The following is a 17,871-nucleotide window of genomic DNA, read 5'->3' as shown; positions in this document are numbered from 1 at the left end:
ACCTCCGTATGGAAGGTGTGTCGTCCGTCGCGTGTGGGTTGAAGTAGCCGTTGTACGGACGTGAGTCCGTTGTACGGCAGGAAGAAGTGGTCCTGTTGCCGGAAACGGCCCGACCGTGCCGGAAGCGGCTCGTGCCGCCGACCGCCCCCTCCTACCGTCGCCCCTACGGACAACGGACCGAACGCTCGATGACGAGCACGAGATCGCACTGTGGAGGACGCCATGGGCGTGCAGACGACACGAGTCCTGGGGATCGGCGGGACGACGCGGCAGAACTCCAGCTCGGAGCGCGCCTTGCGGGTCGCCGCCGCGGCTGCGGCGGACGCCGGCGCGACCGTCGAGCTGATCACCGCGGAGGAGCTCGTCCTTCCGCTCTACGATCCCGAGAAGTCGGCGAGGACGGAGCGGGCCACCGCGTTGGTGGCCGCGCTGCGTGACGCGGACGCACTGCTGATCTCGTCCCCGGGCTACCACGGCACGGTGTCGGGGATGGTGAAGAACGCCCTTGACTATGTCGAGGACCTGCGAGACGACGAGCGCTCCTACCTTGCCGGGCTCCCGGTCGGCTGCATCGCCGTCGCTTACGGCTGGCAAGCGAGTGTGGCGACCCTGCAGACCCTGCGCACCTGCGCACACGCGCTGCGAGGGTGGCCTACCCCGATGGGTGCAGCGCTGAATGCCTCGATGCCGGGGCTCTTCGACCCGGTCACCGGCGCCTGCACGGACGAGTCGGCCCGGTTCCAGCTGGAGACCGTCGGCCGGCAGGTCGTCGAGTTCGCCGCCGCTCGGCTGGGAGACGAGAGGGTGCTGGCTCCGGCGCAGGCGTGAGGTGGGCGCACGGCGTGACCGTGGGGCAGCGTTGCGCGCCGTCCCACGGTCGCGCCATGCGCCAACCTGGACCTGCCCTGCGCGGAGCGGGCGGCGGTACAGTGGCGGACAACCATCCGGTGGGCGGTCATTCGGCCCGTCCGCCCATTTCGCAGGCGTGGAGGGACGACAGATGCGCCGGGACGCCGGTCCGGATTTCATCGAGGCCCTCGCGAGAGGGCTCGACGTTCTGCGCTGCTTCCAGCCGGGCAGGCGGTACATGACGCTGAGCGAGGTCGCAGCCGAGGCACAGCTCGCCCGGCCCACAGCACGCCGGATCCTCATCACGCTCCAGAAGCTGGGATACGTACGCAGCGACGAAGCCGGGTTCGCCTTGACGCCCAGCGTGCTCGAACTCGGGATGACCTACATCGGCTCGCAGAACATCTGGGAGCTGGCGGAACCTCACCTGCGTACCCTGGTCGACCGCACCCGGGAGTCGTGCTCGCTCGCGCAGCTCGACGGATCCGACATCGTCTACGTATCCCGGGTCGCCATGCCCAAGCTGGTGACGCTGTCGGTGACCGTCGGTACCCGCTTCCCCGCCGCGCAGACGTCTCTCGGCAAAGTGCTGCTCGCTGCCCTGGACGGTCCCTCACTCGACCGCGTCCTCGCTGAGCCCAGCAGGTCGGGCATCACGCCCCGGCACCGCCTTCAGCGCGACGAACTCGACGAGGTGCTCCGCGACGTACGGGCCAAGGGGTGGGCGGTGACCGACGAGGAACTCGCTCTCGGCATCAGGTCTGTCGCCGCGCCCATCCGCAACGGGCAGGGCCGCACAGTCGCGGCGGTGAACGTGAACGCGCATGCCGCCGAGACCTCGGTCGACCGCCTGGTCGAACACCATCTTCCCCTGCTGCTGCGCACCGCCGGCGACATCAGCGCCGACTGGGCCGCATGGGAGAACCGTCCCCTCGCCACGCTCGCCCCCCGGGCCGGCTGATCGGGCCGGGGGGCGAGCGTGGGCTGTACCGGTCAGGAGGAGGCCGGCACCTTGCCCGCGACGCCCAGCGGACGCAGAGCGGGCATCACCTCTGACGCGAACAGCTCCATGCTCCTGTTCATCTCCTCGGCGGTGATGTCTCCGATCGAGAACAGCCCGATGAGCTGGCCGAAGCCGAGCTGCGCCTGCAGGTCGCTCAGTCGGGCCGCGACGGTCTCGGGGCTGCCCACGACGGCGTATCCGCCCGCCAGCAGTTCCTCGTACGACGTCTCGGTGTACGGCTTCATTCCGGACATCAGCAGACCGCGCATCGAGCCCGGCGACATGTAACCCGGCGGATAGACCTGCGGGAAGCTCTGCTTGAGCCCGCGGTGGAACAGCCACTCGATGTGCCGCCGTCCCTCACGGTGGGCCTTCTCATCGGTCTCCGCCACATAGATCGGCACCGAGAAGGCGGACTTCACCGGGTCGTGTTCCATGCCCAGTTCCTCCACCGCCTGCCGGTGTCCGTCGAACCAGCGGCGGACCAGGGGCGTCGGGGCGTAGACCGACATATAGGTGTGGCCGTGCTCGGCGACGAACTTCATCGTCTCCGTACTGCCGGCGCCGGGGATGTAGATGGGCGGATGCGGCTCCTGCACCGGCCTCGGCCACAGGTTGACGTAGCGGTACTCGTAGTTGGGGCTGACCCACTGGAACGGCTCGTCGGACGTCCACGCCTTGATGATCAGGTCGTGGGCCTCGTTGAACCGGTCCCGTGACCGGGTCGGGTTGACGCTCTGCGCGAAGTACTCCCAGCCGATGCCGCGGACGAATCCGGAGACCACCCGCCCATTGCTGAGGTGGTCGAGCATGGCGATCTCCTCCGCCACCCGCAGCGGATTGCCGCGCACGCCGATCGCGTTGCCGAGCACCATGATCTGCGCCCGCTCCGTACGCCGGGCAAGGGCCGCAGCCATGAGGTTCGGCGAGGGCATCAGACCGTAGGCGCTCTGGTGGTGCTCGTTGACGGCGATCCCGTCGAAACCGAGCTTCTCGGCATACTCCAGCTCGTCCAGGTACCGGTGGTAGAGCCGGTTGCCGAGTTCACGGTCGAAGAACTTGTTCGGGAAGGTGAGGGAAGGGCTCGGGTACTTCTCGTCGAAGTCGTCAGGCAGGTACGGGTAGGGCATCAGGTGGAAGAAGACGAACTTCATCGGCTCGCTCCGCTCAGCTCGGTCCTGGCATCGGCTTCGGCCAGGAATTCGGTGACAACCTGGGCGAACTCCTGCGGACGTTCGAAATACATCGCGTGACCGCAGTCCTCGACCTGTGCGAACCGGGCCTGAGAAATGAGTTCGGCGTAGCGCGCTCCGTGGGCAACGGGGACGACCTTGTCCTCGGACGGACAGGCGACGAGTGTGCGCGCGGTGATGCGGTGCAGCCTGCGTTCCAGCTTCGGGTTGTTCAGGAAGGGATGCCACGAGAAGCGGGCGAGTGCGGTCATGTCGCGGTAGGCCGCGAGGATGTCGTCGACGTCCGGCTCGCCGGGGAACAGGGCCGACGCCTTGGCGGGGTCCTTGAACAGTGCGTCGACCACCTGATCCGGCGTCATGAGGAACAGATCGGCGAGCGGATGTGCCGGCAGCCGCAGCCCGGCCGGGCCAAGCAGGGTCAGAGAGCCGATCAGGTCCGGGCGGGCGACCGCGAGTTCCGCCGCTACCCATCCGCCGAAGGATGCGCCCACGATGTGCGGACGCTCCAGCCCCAGCCGCTCGATGACGTCGAGGTAGTGGAAGACCAGATCGTCGACGCCCTCCAGCTCGGGGAACTCGTCCGATCCGCCGAACCCCGGGTGGTCGGGAGCGAGAACTTCGAAACCGCGCGACAGCAGTTCATGGAATCGGTGCCATTGGCCCGCGCCGCCGGCCGCGTGCAGAAAGAGGACCGGCGCCCCCTTACCGCCCCGCAGCAGATGAACCCGCCCTCCGGGGACCTCGAGAAAATCCTCGGTCGGCGGACTGCTCACGTCCCGCCCGGCCTCGGTGGTCGTCACTTGTGTCACTGCACTACCTCCGGCTCTTGTGGTGCTGACGTCCGAAGGTAGGGAGTCGCCGGCAGAGACACCGAGCCGGATGCCGCAGCCTTGGGCCGCTTCCCGCACCACGGTTGACATACCGGTCGCAACCCCGGATTCTGCGAGCTGGACGTCATACGGACAGGCGTCCGACGGTGGAGGTAGTCATGCGCGCTCCGTCAATGTCGATGGACGAGGGGCTGATACCGGAGGGCACCAGCGTTCCCTACGGCCGATTGATCAACACGCGGGACCCGTCCGAGGCGCGGGCACGGACGCAGGAACTCCTCAAGAACGTGCACAGCATGAAGGTGCTGGAGCGCGGGAGTCCCTTCCAGGCCCGCGTCGAATACCGGAAGCTGAACGGCATCGGCCTGATGGCCTCTGGCTACGGCCCCGCGGTGGAGATCTCCTGCACGCCGCCGATCAGCGACGTGTGCGTGAATTTCGTCTTCGGCGGCACCATGCTCATCGACGAGGGCTCGACCGGTGAGGCCACCGCGGTCGCCGGCCCGGCCCGGGCGGCGGTCTTCTGCTTCCCGGAGACCGTCAGCATGCGCTGGTCCCCCGGGCTGCGCCAGCTCATGCTGACCGTCGACAAGGCCCTCATCGACCGCTGTCTGCGGAACCTGCTCAACGAGCCGCTGCACGCGCCCCTGCGCTTCGAGACCGAAATGGACCTCAAGCGCGGCGGCGAGGGCATCACGGCCGCGATCAGGACGCTGCAGCGGGCACTCGAACAGTGCGGCAAGGCAGGCCCTCCCCCGGTGCTCGCCAAGGAGATCGAACACGGCATCCTGACCGCCCTGCTGCTCGGGCAACGGCACAACTACACCGACCGAATTTTCTCGGCGCAGCCGCTGCCGGCGCCCCGTGTGGTCCGACGCGTCGTGGAACTCATCGAGTCGTCCCCCGACGCCGCCTTCACCGTCGCCGACCTCGCCGAATTCGCCGGTGTGAGTGAACGTTCCCTGCATTCGGCGTTCCGTCGGCAGTTGGGCACGTCACCGATGTCGTACGTCCGCCGCCACCGCCTCGAACAGGTCCACGAGGAACTGCTGATCGCCGACCCCTCCACCGGGGTGAAGGTCACCGATGTGGCTCTGCGCCACGGGTTCACTCACACGGGCCGCTTCGCGGCCGCCTACAAAGAGCGCTTTGGAGAGTCGCCGTCCGCGACGATGCGCCGTTAACGTTGAACAGAGAGCGAGCTGTGGACCCCCTGATTCTCTTCGTACACGGAGCCAACCACGATGGCTGGTGCTGGGCTCCGGTCCTGGAGCGGCTGGATCGCGTCGGCGTCGCCGGCCGGGCGATCGACCTTCCGTTCACCTCCTTCGAGGACGACACCGCCGCTGTGCGGGAGGCCGTCCGCGAGATCGCGCGGGCACGGCCCGTCGTGCTGGTCGCGCACAGCTACGGCGGCCTGCCGGTGACCGCCGGAGGGCAGGGAGCAGACCGATTCGTCTTCGTGGCCGCGCGGATGCCGCTGGCCGGAGAGTCACCCGCGGCGCACACGCCCCGCTGGAACCATCCGGAGTTCCGGGCGGCATGGGACACGGGCGAAGACGGCGCCGTCATCCTGCGCGGGGAGGCCCGCGAGGTCCTCTACTCGCGCTCTCCGCCGAACATGGCCGAGTTGGCGGCACAGCGATGGCGGCCGATGACGAGCCGCGTACCGCGAACACCGATCATCGAACCCGCGTGGAGGTCCGCACCGTCCGTATACGTGGTCTGCACGAAGGACCGGACGGTCCGGGTCGGCGCGCAGCGCGAATGCGCGGCACACGCCACCGAGAGCATCGAGATCGACTGCGACCACTCCCCCTTTTTCTCCGCCCCGGACCGGCTGGCGGCACTTCTGGCCGAGCAGGCCGCGCATGCCGCGCGAACGGTCAGGACCTGAGATCCCGGCCCCGCCGGGATCTCAGGTGCGCTGCGGTCCGGCTCCGCGCAGATCCGCTCTCCGCGCGATTCATCCGATTCCCGCAGGGCTTGATTCCCCTGCCTTTCCCGGCTCTTGACCGGGGAAGAGCCGCGCGCGACCGTCGACCCATGCTCGCCTGACGGACAGATGTCCGGAGATGTTTCCGTCTCAGTGAGCGGAAGATGACGAAGGAGAGTCAACGATGACCCAGTCCCTGCCCGAAGCCGCCAACAGCACGGCCGTCGGCTCCCTGCCGACGCGACTTCACCACAACGCCTACGTCACGCGGGACCAGGAAGCGACCCGGGCGTTCTACGAGGACATCATCGGCCTGCCGCTGGTGGCGACGTGGAAGGAGTCCGACGAGCTCTTCGGGGCCGTGCGGACGTACTGCCACACTTTCTACGGTCTCGGGGACGGCAGCGCGCTGGCCTTTTTCCAGTTCGTCGACCCGGCCGACCAGGAGCAGTTCGGCCCGAGGATGCCGCACTCGCCGTTCCAGCACATCGCGCTCAAGGTCACCGCGGAGGTCCAGGACGCCGTCGCCCAGCGGCTCAAGGACGCCGGCTGGAAGCCCGAGGAGACCTACGTCCTGGAGCACGGGTACTGCCGCTCCCTGTACACCAGCGACCCGAACGGCCTCCTCCTTGAGTTCACCCTGGACGCCCCCGGCATCGAGGCCTCCGACGAGGAGCGCCGACGGACCGCGCACGCCGAACTCAAGTCGTGGCTCGAAGGTGACCACGTCAGCAACAACACCTACCGCTGAGCCCCAGTGCCGCCGCCCGTATCCACCTCCCATCCCTGTGTCCCGCGCGGGTGGGTACGGGCGGCCCCCGGGCACTCAGCGGCGACACCGCGTACCGCCCGCCAGACAGGCGACGAGGTGGGTCCGAACCTCAGGGCCTTCGTCGGGTCCTCATAGCGGCCATCCGTCGGCCGACGAGGCCGCCCATGGACAGGCCGACCCAGTAGGCCGGCGGGGTCGAGCCGTTCGATCAGATCCACCGCGGCGATGGTCAGAGTGTGCATACCGTAGGGTTTGAGGCGCGCCGCTCTCATCGTCGGGCCAGCGAGGCAGGCGCCACTCACGGTCAACGCGGGCGGCACCGCCATTGCCGGACTGCTGGAGACCGGGTCCACCGAGCTGGTTGGTGTCGCCCTTGCCGCGCAATCCTTGGCATCACCTTCGGCTCGCTGCCGCTGGCGAGCTGCCCCTCCTGACGGCCGTCGTAGGCGTCGGTGTCACCTCGTTCATGTCGCTCACCGAGGTCCTCGACCTGTCCATCACCACTCCGACGTTCGACTCGATGATCGGTATCGCGTGCGGCATCGACCACGCGCTGTTGGTCGTCTCCCGTTACCGTGCCGGACCTGTGTCTCTGGGCTCGGCCCTGCCTCAGAACGTGAGGACGGGCTTGACGACATCTGCCCGCATGCGTGCGACCGCCTCGTCGATGTCTTCGAAGGCGAACGTGGAGATGACGCGGTCCGCGGGGAAACGGCCCTGCGCGTGCCAGTCAAGTAGGAGTGGCACGAGCTCATGCGGATTCGCGTCGCCCTCGATGCTGCCTCGGATCGTCTTGCCTCCTCCGATGAGGTCCATCACGTCGAAGCCGATGTCCGCCGCGCCGAGGCCGACGACGACCAGGGACCCCAGGGGGGCCAGCGCCAGGGCGGCGTTGCGGATCACACCGGGGGCCCCGGTCGTGTCGAAGCCATGGGTCGCGCCGCCTGGGGTGAGCTCCCTGATCTGCTCGACGAGGTCCGCGCTCGCGCCGTCGAGGGCGTGGGTGGCACCGAGTTCCGTCGCCAGGGCACGCCGCTCCTTGGAGAGGTCGACGGCTATGACGGTGCCGGTGCCGAGGGCCGCGGCGGCCATGACCGCCGCGAGGCCCACTCCCCCGGCGCCGTACACGACCAGGCTGGAGTCAGGAGTGGGCCGCAGCAGATTGACGACCGATCCCGCGCCGGTCTGGAATCCGCACCCCATGGGGGCCGCGGTCACGAGGTCGGTGTCCTGCGGGACGACGACGATGTTCTCGCGCACGGCGAGGTTCTCGTAGCGCCGGTCGGCCAGTTCCTCGGGCTCGCCCAGCCAGGCCCGCATGCCGCGCCACTGCCGCGCGCTCAGCACACAGACGCGCACCAGGCCGTCGGCGCACCGGAAGATCGGGTAGAGATGTCCGGCGGCGGGTCTGCCGGGCGGCAGGTCTGCGGCGCGTCGGCCCCCGGCGGCGGAGCCGCCCATACCGAAACCGGGGTCCACGATCTGGGTGACCGCCTCGTGCACGGAGAAGTCGATGTGGTCGCCGCGCCCGGTCTCAAGGCTGCTGTGATGCGCGAGCAGGGTCACCCAGGCGGCCTGCAGATATGCGGACTCGGTGACGATCGAACCGGGAGGCGGAAGCGGTGGGCGCCCGGGCAGACCGGAACGGCACAGAAGGCCACTGAGGGCCGCGTGCACGGCGTCGGTCGCCGCGTGTCCCGCATAGGGGCCGGTCAGTCCGAAGTCGGTCACGGTGAGCAGGACGAGCCGGGCATTGCGGGCCGTGACGCTCTCGTAGTCGAAGCCCGGCACGCCGCAGGGTTCGGACTCGATCCAGATGTCCGCCGTGTCCAGCAGCGCCCTCAGGTCGCACCGGCCGTCCTCGGTGTCCAGGTCGAGGGTGACGCCGCGCTTGCCGGCGTTGCGCACGGCGAAGTACAGGCTGGTTCCCTCGTGAAGCGGGGCCCGGGTGCGGGCACGAGCGCCCCCGGGCGGCTCCACGAGGATCACGTCGGCGCCCAGGCCCGCGAGGAAGCGGCCCACTCCCTCGCCGCGTCCGTCGGTGGTGTCGACCACCCGGACCCCGTACAGAGGTGCCGACGTGTCCCCGCCAGTCACTGCTCCGGTCATCGTTCGCCTCCTGGGCCGGGCCGGCCGGCGCCGCGCTCCGACGCAGGGCAGGGCAGACCGACCCGAGGCTGAGGGCAAGGGAGGATCACGCCGGGGTCGGGAGCGAAGCCCGTACCCGTGCACGTCGGAGACCTGCGGCGGCCTGATGTCGGCCGTGTGAACACCGCGTTTCCGTGCAGCAGCTTGCCCCGCAGACGGGCGCCTGTACACGTCCGTTTCGCTGATGTGCACGTGACCGGAACGGCAACGTCGCAGGTCCCCTGGAGGCGGACACGGGGCGGGTGATCTACTGACTCCGTGGACATCCAGCAGCTGCGCTACTTTCTGGCCGTGGCCGACGAACTGCACTTCGGCCGGCGAGCAGCGAAAGCCTAGTGATCACCGCGAGCGTCGGCGGCGGCCCGGCGAGCAGGAACAGTCCGGCGAGCGCCGGGCCGGCCGGCGTCGCGGTTTGGTCGACACCGAGTAGCACGGCCTGGACACGGTGAGCGCGTGCACCTGCCCGGCGGCCGACGGCGGTGCCAGCGGTATCAAGATGGAGAACCAAGGGAGGAACTCCTGGATGGGTGAGGGGAAAATCGCCTGCGGTCAGCGGCTGTGCGCCGGGCTCTGCACCGGGAGGGACGGAGCCGTTAGCGGCGGGGACAGCGCCGAGGCCGGCCGGGACACGGACGAGGCTTTGCAGGACGGCGGCGACCGACTTGGACTGGGCGTCGCGGACGGCGATGGCTTCGGCGAGCCGGCCGTCGTGCACCGTCGAGAAGGTGGGAGACCTCGTGCCGACCGATGTGCCCCTCGGGGTGGATGAGCCGGGCGAGGTGGTCGCGGTGGAAGTCGATGCTGCCCTCGGCGAGCGCGAGGCCGTCGTGCATGCCGAGCAGGGCGGAGAGCATGCCGGGCGGCTGGCCCTAGAAGGCCGATGAAGATCTTGGGGAGGGGCGGTCGGCGAACGGTGCGCCGTACAGGTCCTCGTCCGTCCGGCAATCTCGGTGGACGTGAGGTGGCGCAAGCGGGGCTTTCAGGGTCGGCCGGCCCGGGCCGCCCCGGCACGCGGCGGCGCCAGCGCGGCGGACAGAGGCAGGGTCGCGGTGGCCTTGAGCTGCGTCATGCGGACGGGCCGGGCCTGCTGATCGGGCGGGGGCATGATGCGTAGCAATTCACCGAGGGCTGCGCGGTAGCCGTCGCGGGCGTCGAGCGCGGCCTCCAGCCACTGCGCGTCGGAGCAGAGTTTGTGCGCCGACAGCACGCCCATGTCGCGGTCCGGATCATGTCCGCGTACACGCGGACGCGGACGACCTGGTCCTCGGCCAAAGCCAGGAACGAACGCAGTTCCAGGACACGGACGAGGGCACCGGCGAGTCCGACGTCCAGCCAGCCCGGAGCGACACGGCCGACGGCCTCGCCGCCACCGGGGTGAGCGGCACTGTCGCCCACGGCGCCCTCGGTGGTCTACTGGCCATCGCCGCAGGCTCCCTGCTGGTGATTCGCAGGCGCCGCAGCAGGGCCAGACCGACCCGAAATGTCACACATCATCGTTCGGTACACGCCACCCTGCGGTCCGTTGATAATTGAGGCGCCAACACCTGCGGCGCTCGCCGGGTCCTGACCAAGGACGACTTGCGCGTTGGCCGTCGGGGACGTCGCGGCTGACTGAGTGGGGTGGCAGGGTGATTCGGGTGCTCTTGGCCGACGACGAGGCGTTGATCCGTGCCGGGATCCGGTTCGTGCTCGATGTAGCCGATGACATCGAGATCGTGGCCGAGGCGGACTCGGGTGCCGACGCCGTCGAGCTCGCTCGCAAACACCTCGTCGACGTGGCGCTGCTGGACATACGTATGCCCGGCGTCGACGGGCTCGCCGCTGCCGCGGAGATCAGAAAGGCGGCACCGCGGACGACCGTGGTCATGCTGACCACCTTCGGCGAGGAGGATTACGTCACCCGGGCGCTGCGCTGTGGCGCTGCGGGGTTTCTCCTCAAGGACACCCCGCCCGACGACCTGATCAGGGCTGTCCGGGTGGCTGCCGCCGGTGAGCCCGTCCTCTCGCCCCGGGTCACCAAACAACTGATCGAACGCTACGTCAACCGTGACGTGAGCCAGGCCGACGAGGCGCGGCGCCGGGTATCGGCTCTGACCGACCGCGAGCGCGACGTGCTGTTCCTGCTCCGTGAGGGTTACTCGAACGCGGAGATCGCTAAGGCCCTGCTGATCGGCGAAGGGACCGCCAAGTCCCACGTCAGTCGTATCCTCTCCGTCCTTGGCTGCACCAACCGGGTCCAGGCAGCCATCCTGGCGCACGACGCCGGGATCCGTCCGCCGGACAGCCGTTCCTGATCTGCCTCGAGCCGATGCGCGCGCCTGCTGGGCGGGTGCTGTACCCAGCACGCGTATCGGGCACAACGCTCCGCTTCGGGGGCCCTGAACCCTGCCGGGTTTGCGGTTACGCCCTCTGGATCTCGTCCTTCTGCATGAGCTTGCCGTCTTTGAAGCAGAATCGGAACACGCTCCCGAAGCCCTCGGCCAGCGCGTACTCGCACGTGGTGTCGGGCGGCGTCACAGGCTGCTCGGCCTCGCCCACTTCGCGGGCGGTCGCGTTGTCGCCGCCGGTCAGCTCGCGCACCCTGTCCTGGGTGTCGCCGGTCCTGATCTTCCGGTAGGTCTGTGGCGAGACCGCCGACTCGATGTAGTAGAAGGCGCTGAAGCCGAGGCCACCGCAGACCAGGACGGCCCCTCCGGCAAGGGCCAGGAAGGCCGTCCTGCTCTTCCGTCGTGACGCGTCGTGGGACGGCCCGTCTTCGGTGCCCGTACGGGAGGGAAGCATCTGCCGGTCGGCCGGAGCGGATTGATCGCTGGCCGGGCTCATCGGGACCGGGCCTTCCTGGCGCAGGGGGAGCACGGCGGTGAGGGCGTGGTCACCGGTGAGCGGGTCCGTGCCGGCGGTGAAGTCGCCGCCGACCAGGCGTGCGCGTTCGCGCAGGCCGGCCAGTCCCAGACCGCTGCTGGGCGGCGGGACGGCCGGCGGGCGTGGGACGTTGCGTACGTCGACGGTGAGTTCTTCGGCGGTGACGGTGACGGTCAGCCGTGTGGGCGCGCCCGGGGCGTGCTTGTGCACGTTGGTGAGGGCTTCGCGCACGATGCGGTTGACCGCTCGGCGGATGCCCGCGTCGGTGTCGGTGAGGTCGTCGCCGTGCCAGGACAGGGTGACGGGCAGGCCCGCATGCTGGGCCTCGGCGACCAGGTTGCTGACATCCTCGCGCGTGCCGACCACCGATTCGGTGCCGTCCGGTGGTTCGGCGCCGTCGAGGCGCAGGATGCCCAACACGGCGCGCAGTTCGTCGAGCGCGGTCCGGGAGGTGGTCCGCAGCAGGTCGGCCTGCTCATTGAACTCGGGGGCCGCGGTGCGGGTGCGCATCTCCAGGGCCCCGGCGTACAGGACGATCAGGCTGAGCCGGTGCCCGAGCAGATCGTGCATCTCACCGGCGATGCGTGCTCTCTCCTGCATCCGGGCCTGCGACTCGCCGAGCAGGTTGGCGCGTTCCAGCAGGGCGTTGCGTTCCTGCAGGGCATCCATGGTCCGCGCTCGCTCCCCCTGCAACATGCCGATGGCTCCCGGCAGCACCACCAGCAGCACGGTGACGACGACAATGAGCCCGGCCGCCCCCAGGTCGGCCTTCATCCCCGCGACCTGGTCGACGAGGTTGGCAGCGGATTGCGCGCCGGTGGCGAGGGCCAAGGCGGCCACGGCACGTCGGGTGTCCGGCACCTGGCGGCCCACCGCGTAGGCGAGCGTCGCGCTCACCGGCCAGAGAAAGACCGGCAGGATCATGCTCGGCCAGATCAACGCCACCACCGCGACGCCGGTCCCGGCCAGCAGCGAGGTGATCGGCCGCGTGAACCGGCAGAGCAGGGCGACCGCGGCGGCCAGCAGGCCGATCGCCGTGGCGGGCTCCCTCGGCACGTTGACGACGCCGGTGACGATCGCGGCGGAGGGCAGGAACAACCACCACGCCACCAGCAACCTGCCCTGTCGTGACAGGTACTGCCAGGTCGTCACCACCTCGGCGGTGACGACCGCGGCGAGTTTCACGTAGCCGGCCACGGCACCTCCACGACGACGACGGCGGCAGGCGAGCCGGCCGGTCGCCCGACCGAGGAGCGCGAGCACGTCCGGGCCACACAGCCCGGAGGCACGTACCACGGCCGTGCGGGGGTACTGGCCGGTAGCCCGTGATCGGCACAGAGCGTACCCGAGGGCAGGGGACGTGGTCGCCGTATCCGCGCCCGGCCCGGACCGATCTCGTTCGAGTACCGGGTGAGCGCCCTCTGGCACGCCGCGTCTCACCGGACGAACTTCGCCAGTTTGGTGGTGCTGTTGAGCAGGTATTCCAGCGGTCCTCGACGGAAGTAGCGCGACCAGACGGTGGCGAACAGGATCGCACCGGCGATGAATCCGAGCAGCGGTACAAAGGTGCGGGTAGCTTCCTCGGGCAGCATGGCGAAGGCAGCGACGTGGGCGACGTACAGCGTCAGGGACATGGTGCCCACGGCAACCAGCGGACTCGCCAGTCGGCGCAGCCACGCCAGCCGGTCCATTGCCACGATCGCGCAGAGGAGTACGGTGATCGCCACGCCGAGGCCGCCGACGATCTCGAAGGACGTGCCGCTGTGCGGTTCAGCCCCCAGCAGCGACAGGGCGTTGTTCGAGCTGGCCGCGAGCTTGTTGTGGAGGGCCTCGAAGGCTGGAGACCCCGGCTCCAGGGATGCGGTGGACTGCGGGTCCATGTTCGCGAAGATGTCCTTCATCTCGGCCTTGCCCTCCTGCAGCGGCGGGTACAGCCTCGCCGTGAGCCAGGAGGTGCCGTATCCGAGGGTCATCAGGGCGGGGCCGAGCACGGCCAGCCGGCGTCGGACCGTGCGGGCGGCCAGGTCGAGCCGGGCCAGCGCCATGCCCGCGACGACGAACGGCATCCAGGTGATCGCCGGGTAGTAGCCGTCGAGCAGCAGGTTCAGCAGTCCGTCACCGCCGAGCCGGGCGATCGGGTCGTACGCCTCGACGGTCCTCGCCCCCGACTTCCCCAGCAGCCACCTCAGGCCGTACGCCGCCTGCGGCCCGACGAGCGCGAGGGCGGTCGCGAGGACGGCGAGCGTCTTCGCCCGCAGTCGCACCAGGGGTAGCGCGAGCAGGAAGTACACGCCGTAGAAGGCGAGGATCACCAGGATCCCGGTCTTGAGCATGGTCAGCGCGGTGCCCAGCGCGAGCAGGACCAGGGCGCGGATCACGATTCGGGCCCTCGCCTGCCGGCCGGCCAGGCCGGTCTTCGGTTCCCGGCGGCCGGCGATCAGCATCAGGGAGAACCCGGCGAGGGTCGCGAACAGGATCGACGCCCGGCCCTCGGTCAGCCCCAGCAGCCAGCCGCCGAAGCCGCCCACGCCCTCGGCAGGTGGGGCGACGTGTACGGCGAACATGCCGAACACCGCGAGGGCCCGGGCGAGGTCCACCCCGACCAGCCGTCCCACCGGGGGCTGTTGTGCGGGCGCGGTGGCCGAACCGGTCGGTGCGTCGGGCTGTGGGAGTGGCGTCTCGTTCAGGATCTCCGTCTGTGTCATGCGTTCACGGTCGCCGGTCGGGGTGGGCCGACGCGTCTGCCGGGTTTCCGGGTGTTCCTCTGCCGATCGGCAGAGGCCGCCGGGCCGTTCGGCGGGGACGGGAAGGAGACCCGGCAGACGCGCCCAAGCGGGCGGACCGGCGACCTTGGGCGCATGACCCCGAATCAGACACCACCATCCCGGCGCGACACACCGGCGGAAGCAGGCCCGGCCGACAGGGAGGCGAGGGCCACGGTCCGCAGCGCCTACGCCGCCATGTCCGCCGCCCTGTTGGCCGCCCTCCTCACCCCGGCGGCGGCCCAGGCCGCCCCCGCCCCCAAGGAGAGCCGACCGGTCTACAACTACGCCCATGCCGTCCGTGAGTCCGTCTGGGTGGACACCGGCCTCGACAGCGATGGCGACGGGAAGAACGACCGCGTCGCCGCCGACATCGTCCGGCCCCGCGAACCCGCCCGGCAGGGCCGCAAGGTCCCCGTCATCATGGACGCCAGCCCGTACTACTCCTGCTGCGGGCGCGGCAACGAAGACCAGAAGAAGAAATACGACACGCGCGGTCGCGTCAGCCAGATGCCGCTGTTCTACGACAACTACTTCGTTCCCCGCGGCTACGCCTTCGTCGGTGTCGACCTCGCCGGCACCAACCGCTCCGACGGCTGCGTCGATGTCGGCGGCCGCAACGACATCCGGTCCGCGAAGGCCGTCATCGACTGGCTGAACGGCCGCGCCCGGGCCTACACCAGCCGCCGCGGCGGCACCGCCGTCAAGGCGAACTGGACCAACGGCCGCACCGGCATGATCGGCAAGAGCTGGGACGGCACCATAGCCAACGGCGTCGCCGCCACCGGCGTCAAGGGCCTGAAGACGATCGTCCCGATCAGCGCGATCTCCTCCTGGTACGACTACTACTTCGCCAAGGGCGCCCCGTTCTCCGAGTTCGGCCCCGACTGGCTGTCCTGGGCGGTGCAGAGCGACGACGCCTCCAGGCACTGTGCGGCCACGGACCGCAAGCTCGTCGACGGGGCCCCGCGCAGCGGTGACTGGACGCCCCTGTGGACTGAGCGCGACTACCTCAAGGACGCGGCGAAGGTCCGCGCGAGCGTGTTTCTCGTGCACGGGATGCAGGACCTCAACGTCCGCGCCAAGCACTTCGGGCAGTGGTGGGACGCCCTCGCGAAGAACGGCGTCGAGCGCAAGATCTGGCTCTCGCAGACCGGTCATGTCGACCCCTTCGACTTCCGGCGTGCCGACTGGGTCCGTACCCTGCACCGCTGGTTCGACCATGAACTCCTCGGCTACGACAACGGCATCGACCGTGAGCCCATGGCCGACATCGAGCGCCACCCCGACCAGTGGGTCACCTCGAAGCTCTGGCCGCCGCGCGCCACGCACACCGCCACCCTGTACCCGGGCACCGGCAGCCGGCCGGGCGTGGGAACCCTCGGCCTGAACAAGGGCACCGGCACCGAGACGTTCACCGACAACCGAGCGCGGGGCGAGACCGACTGGGCGGCACGGATCGGCAGCACGACGCCCGAGAAGTCCGGCTTCCTGACCAAGCCGCTCACCAGCGACCTGCGACTGTCCGGCTCCACCAAGGTCACCGTCACCGCCACCCCGACCACGTCGACGGCCCATCTCTCCGCCGTCCTCGTCGACCTCGGCCCCGCCACCATCCGGGACTACGCCCACAAGGCCGAGGGCATCACCACCCTCACCAACCGCACCTGCTGGGGCAGCAGCACCAAGCAGGACAGCGCCTGCTTCAAGGCCACGCGGGCGAAGAAGAAGTCCGTCGACTACACCGTGTTCAGCCGCGGGTGGGCCGACCTCGGCAACCACGCCTCCGACCGCAAGGGCGTCCCGCTCACCCCGGGCAAGGCCTACACCATCACGCTCGACCTCGCGGCCACCGACCACGTCGTCCCCAAGGGCCACCGCCTGGCCCTGATCATCGCGGGCACGGACAAGAACCTCATCGACCCACCGTCCACCACCCCCACGCTCACCCTGGACCTGGCCCGTACATCGGTTCACGTCCCGCTCCTCGGCGGCACCGCCGCGTTCACCCGCGCCACCTCGGGCGGCACCTCCCCCGCACCCGAGGCCACGGTCCTGGACGGCGTGCGGGCACCGCACACCGTCCAGCGCCTCCCCGGCGACTGACCGGCTCGGGCGGCCGGGGGTACCCGGCCGCCCGGCTCCCGGGCTACGGCATGTGGTGTCGTGCGCACCAGCCTGCGAGAGCCCGAGCGCTACGCAAGGTCCGTGGACGAGGTCTTCCGCCGAACTGGGCCGCCGCGCGGACAGCCCGTACATGGCTCAGGTACTTCATGTGAGCATGCCTCAGGGGCCGACGGAGGCGGATCCAGCCGCCTGGTTCGTGATGGATCTGTCCCGCCGCTTCCCTGGCCTCAGCGGGCACCCGCCACAATCTCGCCATGCCTGACTGGATGCCCTCGTGGAGCACGACGGCGCTGATCTCGATCGTGAAGTCCCTGCTGAACCTGATCGTCGCGGGGCGGCACGTCTCGCCCCTGCTCGAAGTTCGCGACCGGCGCTTCCGGGCGAGATGCAGGCCCGCGAGAAGTGCAAGGCGAACATGCTGGACCTCCTGTCTGCAGTGCCCCATCTGCTCGCCGCACCCATCGTGCCGGAGGCCACTGACACGGTCCGTAGTGCCCTGCGGGAGGAACGTGCTCTTTGGCGTGCCCAGGTCGACGAGGCGACCAAACACCTCACCGACCACGCCGTGCAGCTCCTCTTCGCGTACACCGGGTAGCGACTCCCGGATGGCGGTGCGCTACTCCAGCACCGCGCGCGGGGTGTGGATCTCGGACATGAGCGAGGACCCCAAGTTGACCGCCCTGCAGAACATCACCCAGCACTGCCACGCACTGTTCTTCGACAGCCCTGTGTACGCCCGTCAGCGGGAGCGCTCACGATAGCTCCACGCGCCTGGGTGACCACGCGCTGGGCACCGCTCGTGGCGGGAGTCGACGAAGATCCACCACATCGTCGACGGGAACGGGCGCTACTCTCCGCATCCCTCGCGTAGAGATGCCCCGGTGGAGCATGTGGATTCGAGGTGCGGCGGCTGCAGCCGTCGCGATGTCGCCGACCGCGGTCCCGAGGTCATACGGTGACCGCCGTGGAGGCGATCTAACGGGACCTGGTGAGCCCCGCCCGCCGGCCGAAGGTCATCGAAGGGAGGCCGGAGGTTACCGCCGGGTACCGCTCGTAGAAGTTCCCCGCGATTTCGCCTGCGGCGTACAGGCCCGGAATCGGGCGGCCGAAGACGTCCAGCACGTGCGTGTCGCCGTCAACACGCAGGTCGCCGTACGTGAAACAGATCTGGCCGGGCACCGGCCAGGCGCGGAAGGGGCCCTCCGTCAGCGGTGTGGCGAAGTTGACCTTCGGCGGGACGATGCCGGTCTGCCGTCCGTGGCGAGGACAGCATCCACTGAACGTGCTGCCGCCAGCACTTTCGGAGAGAGTCGAGCGAATGCCGTGGTGTCTTCCGTCATAGCGCCTTGCTTGCGTCGGGGCCGCCGGGAGCGGCCACCCCCATCGTCA

Annotated in this window: 16 protein-coding genes and 2 pseudogenes; 11 read left to right on the top strand and 7 right to left on the bottom strand. The window is 69.6% G+C overall.

All coding sequences use genetic code 11. From position 1 onward, the window contains the following. Nucleotides 1-222 precede the first annotated feature (222 nt). Both ACZ7EG_RS28280 and ACZ7EG_RS28275 read left to right on the top strand, forming a co-directional pair. Nucleotides 223-828: an NADPH-dependent FMN reductase gene (locus ACZ7EG_RS28280; protein WP_471084702.1), complete on the top strand. Its 606-nt coding sequence runs from the start codon at nucleotides 223-225 to the stop codon at nucleotides 826-828. 172 nt (nucleotides 829-1,000) lie between these two features. Further along, nucleotides 1,001-1,810, top strand: coding sequence for an IclR family transcriptional regulator domain-containing protein (locus ACZ7EG_RS28275; RefSeq protein ID WP_471084699.1), 810 nt, complete (start codon nucleotides 1,001-1,003; stop codon nucleotides 1,808-1,810). Nucleotides 1,811-1,842: 32 nt separating this feature from the next. On the opposite strand, the gene ACZ7EG_RS28270 is transcribed toward ACZ7EG_RS28275, so the two are convergent. Continuing rightward, nucleotides 1,843-3,006 carry an LLM class flavin-dependent oxidoreductase gene (locus ACZ7EG_RS28270; protein ID WP_471084696.1) on the bottom strand — a complete coding sequence of 388 codons (1,164 nt, stop codon included), beginning with the start codon at nucleotides 3,004-3,006 and terminating at the stop codon, nucleotides 1,843-1,845. Beyond that, the gene (locus ACZ7EG_RS28265; RefSeq protein ID WP_471084693.1) at nucleotides 3,003-3,845 is read right to left on the bottom strand and encodes an alpha/beta fold hydrolase; all 843 of its coding nucleotides are present in this window, start codon (nucleotides 3,843-3,845) and stop codon (nucleotides 3,003-3,005) included. Before ACZ7EG_RS28265 ends, ACZ7EG_RS28270 begins: the two co-directional genes overlap by 4 nt. A 188-nt stretch (nucleotides 3,846-4,033) precedes the next feature. Here ACZ7EG_RS28265 and ACZ7EG_RS28260 point away from each other — a divergent pair, with 188 nt between their 5' ends. The 4 genes and pseudogenes from ACZ7EG_RS28260 to ACZ7EG_RS28245 form a co-directional block, all read left to right on the top strand. After that, entirely contained in the window at nucleotides 4,034-5,059 is a 1,026-nt protein-coding gene (locus ACZ7EG_RS28260; protein ID WP_099926986.1) for an AraC family transcriptional regulator, read from the top strand. Between the two features lie 20 nt (nucleotides 5,060-5,079). Then, nucleotides 5,080-5,772 (top strand): alpha/beta fold hydrolase, encoded by a 693-nt coding sequence (locus ACZ7EG_RS28255; RefSeq protein ID WP_471084689.1) that lies wholly within the window; start codon nucleotides 5,080-5,082, stop codon nucleotides 5,770-5,772. Nucleotides 5,773-5,995: 223 nt separating this feature from the next. Next, nucleotides 5,996-6,562 carry a VOC family protein gene (locus ACZ7EG_RS28250; protein WP_471084686.1) on the top strand — a complete coding sequence of 189 codons (567 nt, stop codon included), beginning with the start codon at nucleotides 5,996-5,998 and terminating at the stop codon, nucleotides 6,560-6,562. A gap of 385 nt (nucleotides 6,563-6,947) precedes the next feature. Then, nucleotides 6,948-7,151, top strand: a pseudogene (locus tag ACZ7EG_RS28245) (MMPL family transporter); the annotation flags it as partial. Between the two features lie 41 nt (nucleotides 7,152-7,192). On the opposite strand, the gene ACZ7EG_RS28240 reads toward ACZ7EG_RS28245, so the two are convergent. After that, a complete protein-coding gene (locus tag ACZ7EG_RS28240; RefSeq protein WP_471084683.1) occupies nucleotides 7,193-8,692 on the bottom strand; it encodes a CoA transferase in 1,500 nt (499 codons plus the stop codon). A 764-nt stretch (nucleotides 8,693-9,456) separates the two neighbouring features. Here ACZ7EG_RS28240 and ACZ7EG_RS28235 point away from each other — a divergent pair. Beyond that, nucleotides 9,457-9,615, top strand: a complete 159-nt coding sequence (locus ACZ7EG_RS28235) for a hypothetical protein (protein ID WP_471084680.1) — start codon at nucleotides 9,457-9,459, stop codon at nucleotides 9,613-9,615. Nucleotides 9,616-9,710: 95 nt separating this feature from the next. On the opposite strand, the pseudogene ACZ7EG_RS28230 reads toward ACZ7EG_RS28235, so the two are convergent. After that, nucleotides 9,711-10,126, bottom strand: a pseudogene (locus tag ACZ7EG_RS28230) (hypothetical protein). A gap of 233 nt (nucleotides 10,127-10,359) precedes the next feature. Between ACZ7EG_RS28230 and ACZ7EG_RS28225 the strand changes: the two are divergent. Then, nucleotides 10,360-11,025, top strand: a complete 666-nt coding sequence (locus tag ACZ7EG_RS28225; RefSeq protein ID WP_471084677.1) for a response regulator — start codon at nucleotides 10,360-10,362, stop codon at nucleotides 11,023-11,025. A gap of 106 nt (nucleotides 11,026-11,131) precedes the next feature. Here ACZ7EG_RS28225 and ACZ7EG_RS28220 read toward each other — a convergent pair whose 3' ends face one another. Then, nucleotides 11,132-12,790, bottom strand: coding sequence for a sensor histidine kinase (locus ACZ7EG_RS28220; protein ID WP_471084674.1), 1,659 nt, complete (start codon nucleotides 12,788-12,790; stop codon nucleotides 11,132-11,134). Between the two features lie 239 nt (nucleotides 12,791-13,029). Next, complete coding sequence (locus ACZ7EG_RS28215) at nucleotides 13,030-14,298, bottom strand: DUF418 domain-containing protein (RefSeq protein WP_471084671.1); 1,269 nt, start codon at nucleotides 14,296-14,298, stop codon at nucleotides 13,030-13,032. 255 nt (nucleotides 14,299-14,553) lie between these two features. Here ACZ7EG_RS28215 and ACZ7EG_RS28210 point away from each other — a divergent pair, with 255 nt between their 5' ends. The 3 genes from ACZ7EG_RS28210 to ACZ7EG_RS28200 all read left to right on the top strand — a co-directional run bounded on the left by ACZ7EG_RS28210 (nucleotide 14,554) and on the right by ACZ7EG_RS28200 (nucleotide 17,243). Beyond that, nucleotides 14,554-16,461 (top strand): Xaa-Pro dipeptidyl-peptidase, encoded by a 1,908-nt coding sequence (locus ACZ7EG_RS28210; RefSeq protein WP_471084953.1) that lies wholly within the window; start codon nucleotides 14,554-14,556, stop codon nucleotides 16,459-16,461. Between the two features lie 436 nt (nucleotides 16,462-16,897). After that, nucleotides 16,898-17,077, top strand: a complete 180-nt coding sequence (locus ACZ7EG_RS28205; RefSeq protein ID WP_471084668.1) for a hypothetical protein — start codon at nucleotides 16,898-16,900, stop codon at nucleotides 17,075-17,077. A gap of 10 nt (nucleotides 17,078-17,087) precedes the next feature. Continuing rightward, entirely contained in the window at nucleotides 17,088-17,243 is a 156-nt protein-coding gene (locus ACZ7EG_RS28200) for a hypothetical protein (protein WP_471084665.1), read from the top strand. 214 nt (nucleotides 17,244-17,457) lie between these two features. On the opposite strand, the gene ACZ7EG_RS28195 is transcribed toward ACZ7EG_RS28200, so the two are convergent. After that, the gene (locus tag ACZ7EG_RS28195; protein WP_471084950.1) at nucleotides 17,458-17,691 is read right to left on the bottom strand and encodes an FAD-binding protein; all 234 of its coding nucleotides are present in this window, start codon (nucleotides 17,689-17,691) and stop codon (nucleotides 17,458-17,460) included. Between the last annotated feature and the right edge of the window lie 180 nt (nucleotides 17,692-17,871).

This window comes from Streptomyces sp. NPDC037100 (genome assembly GCF_055606225.1).
Note: the sequence above shows the minus strand (reverse complement) of the source record. Positions and strands in the feature narration are given on the sequence as shown.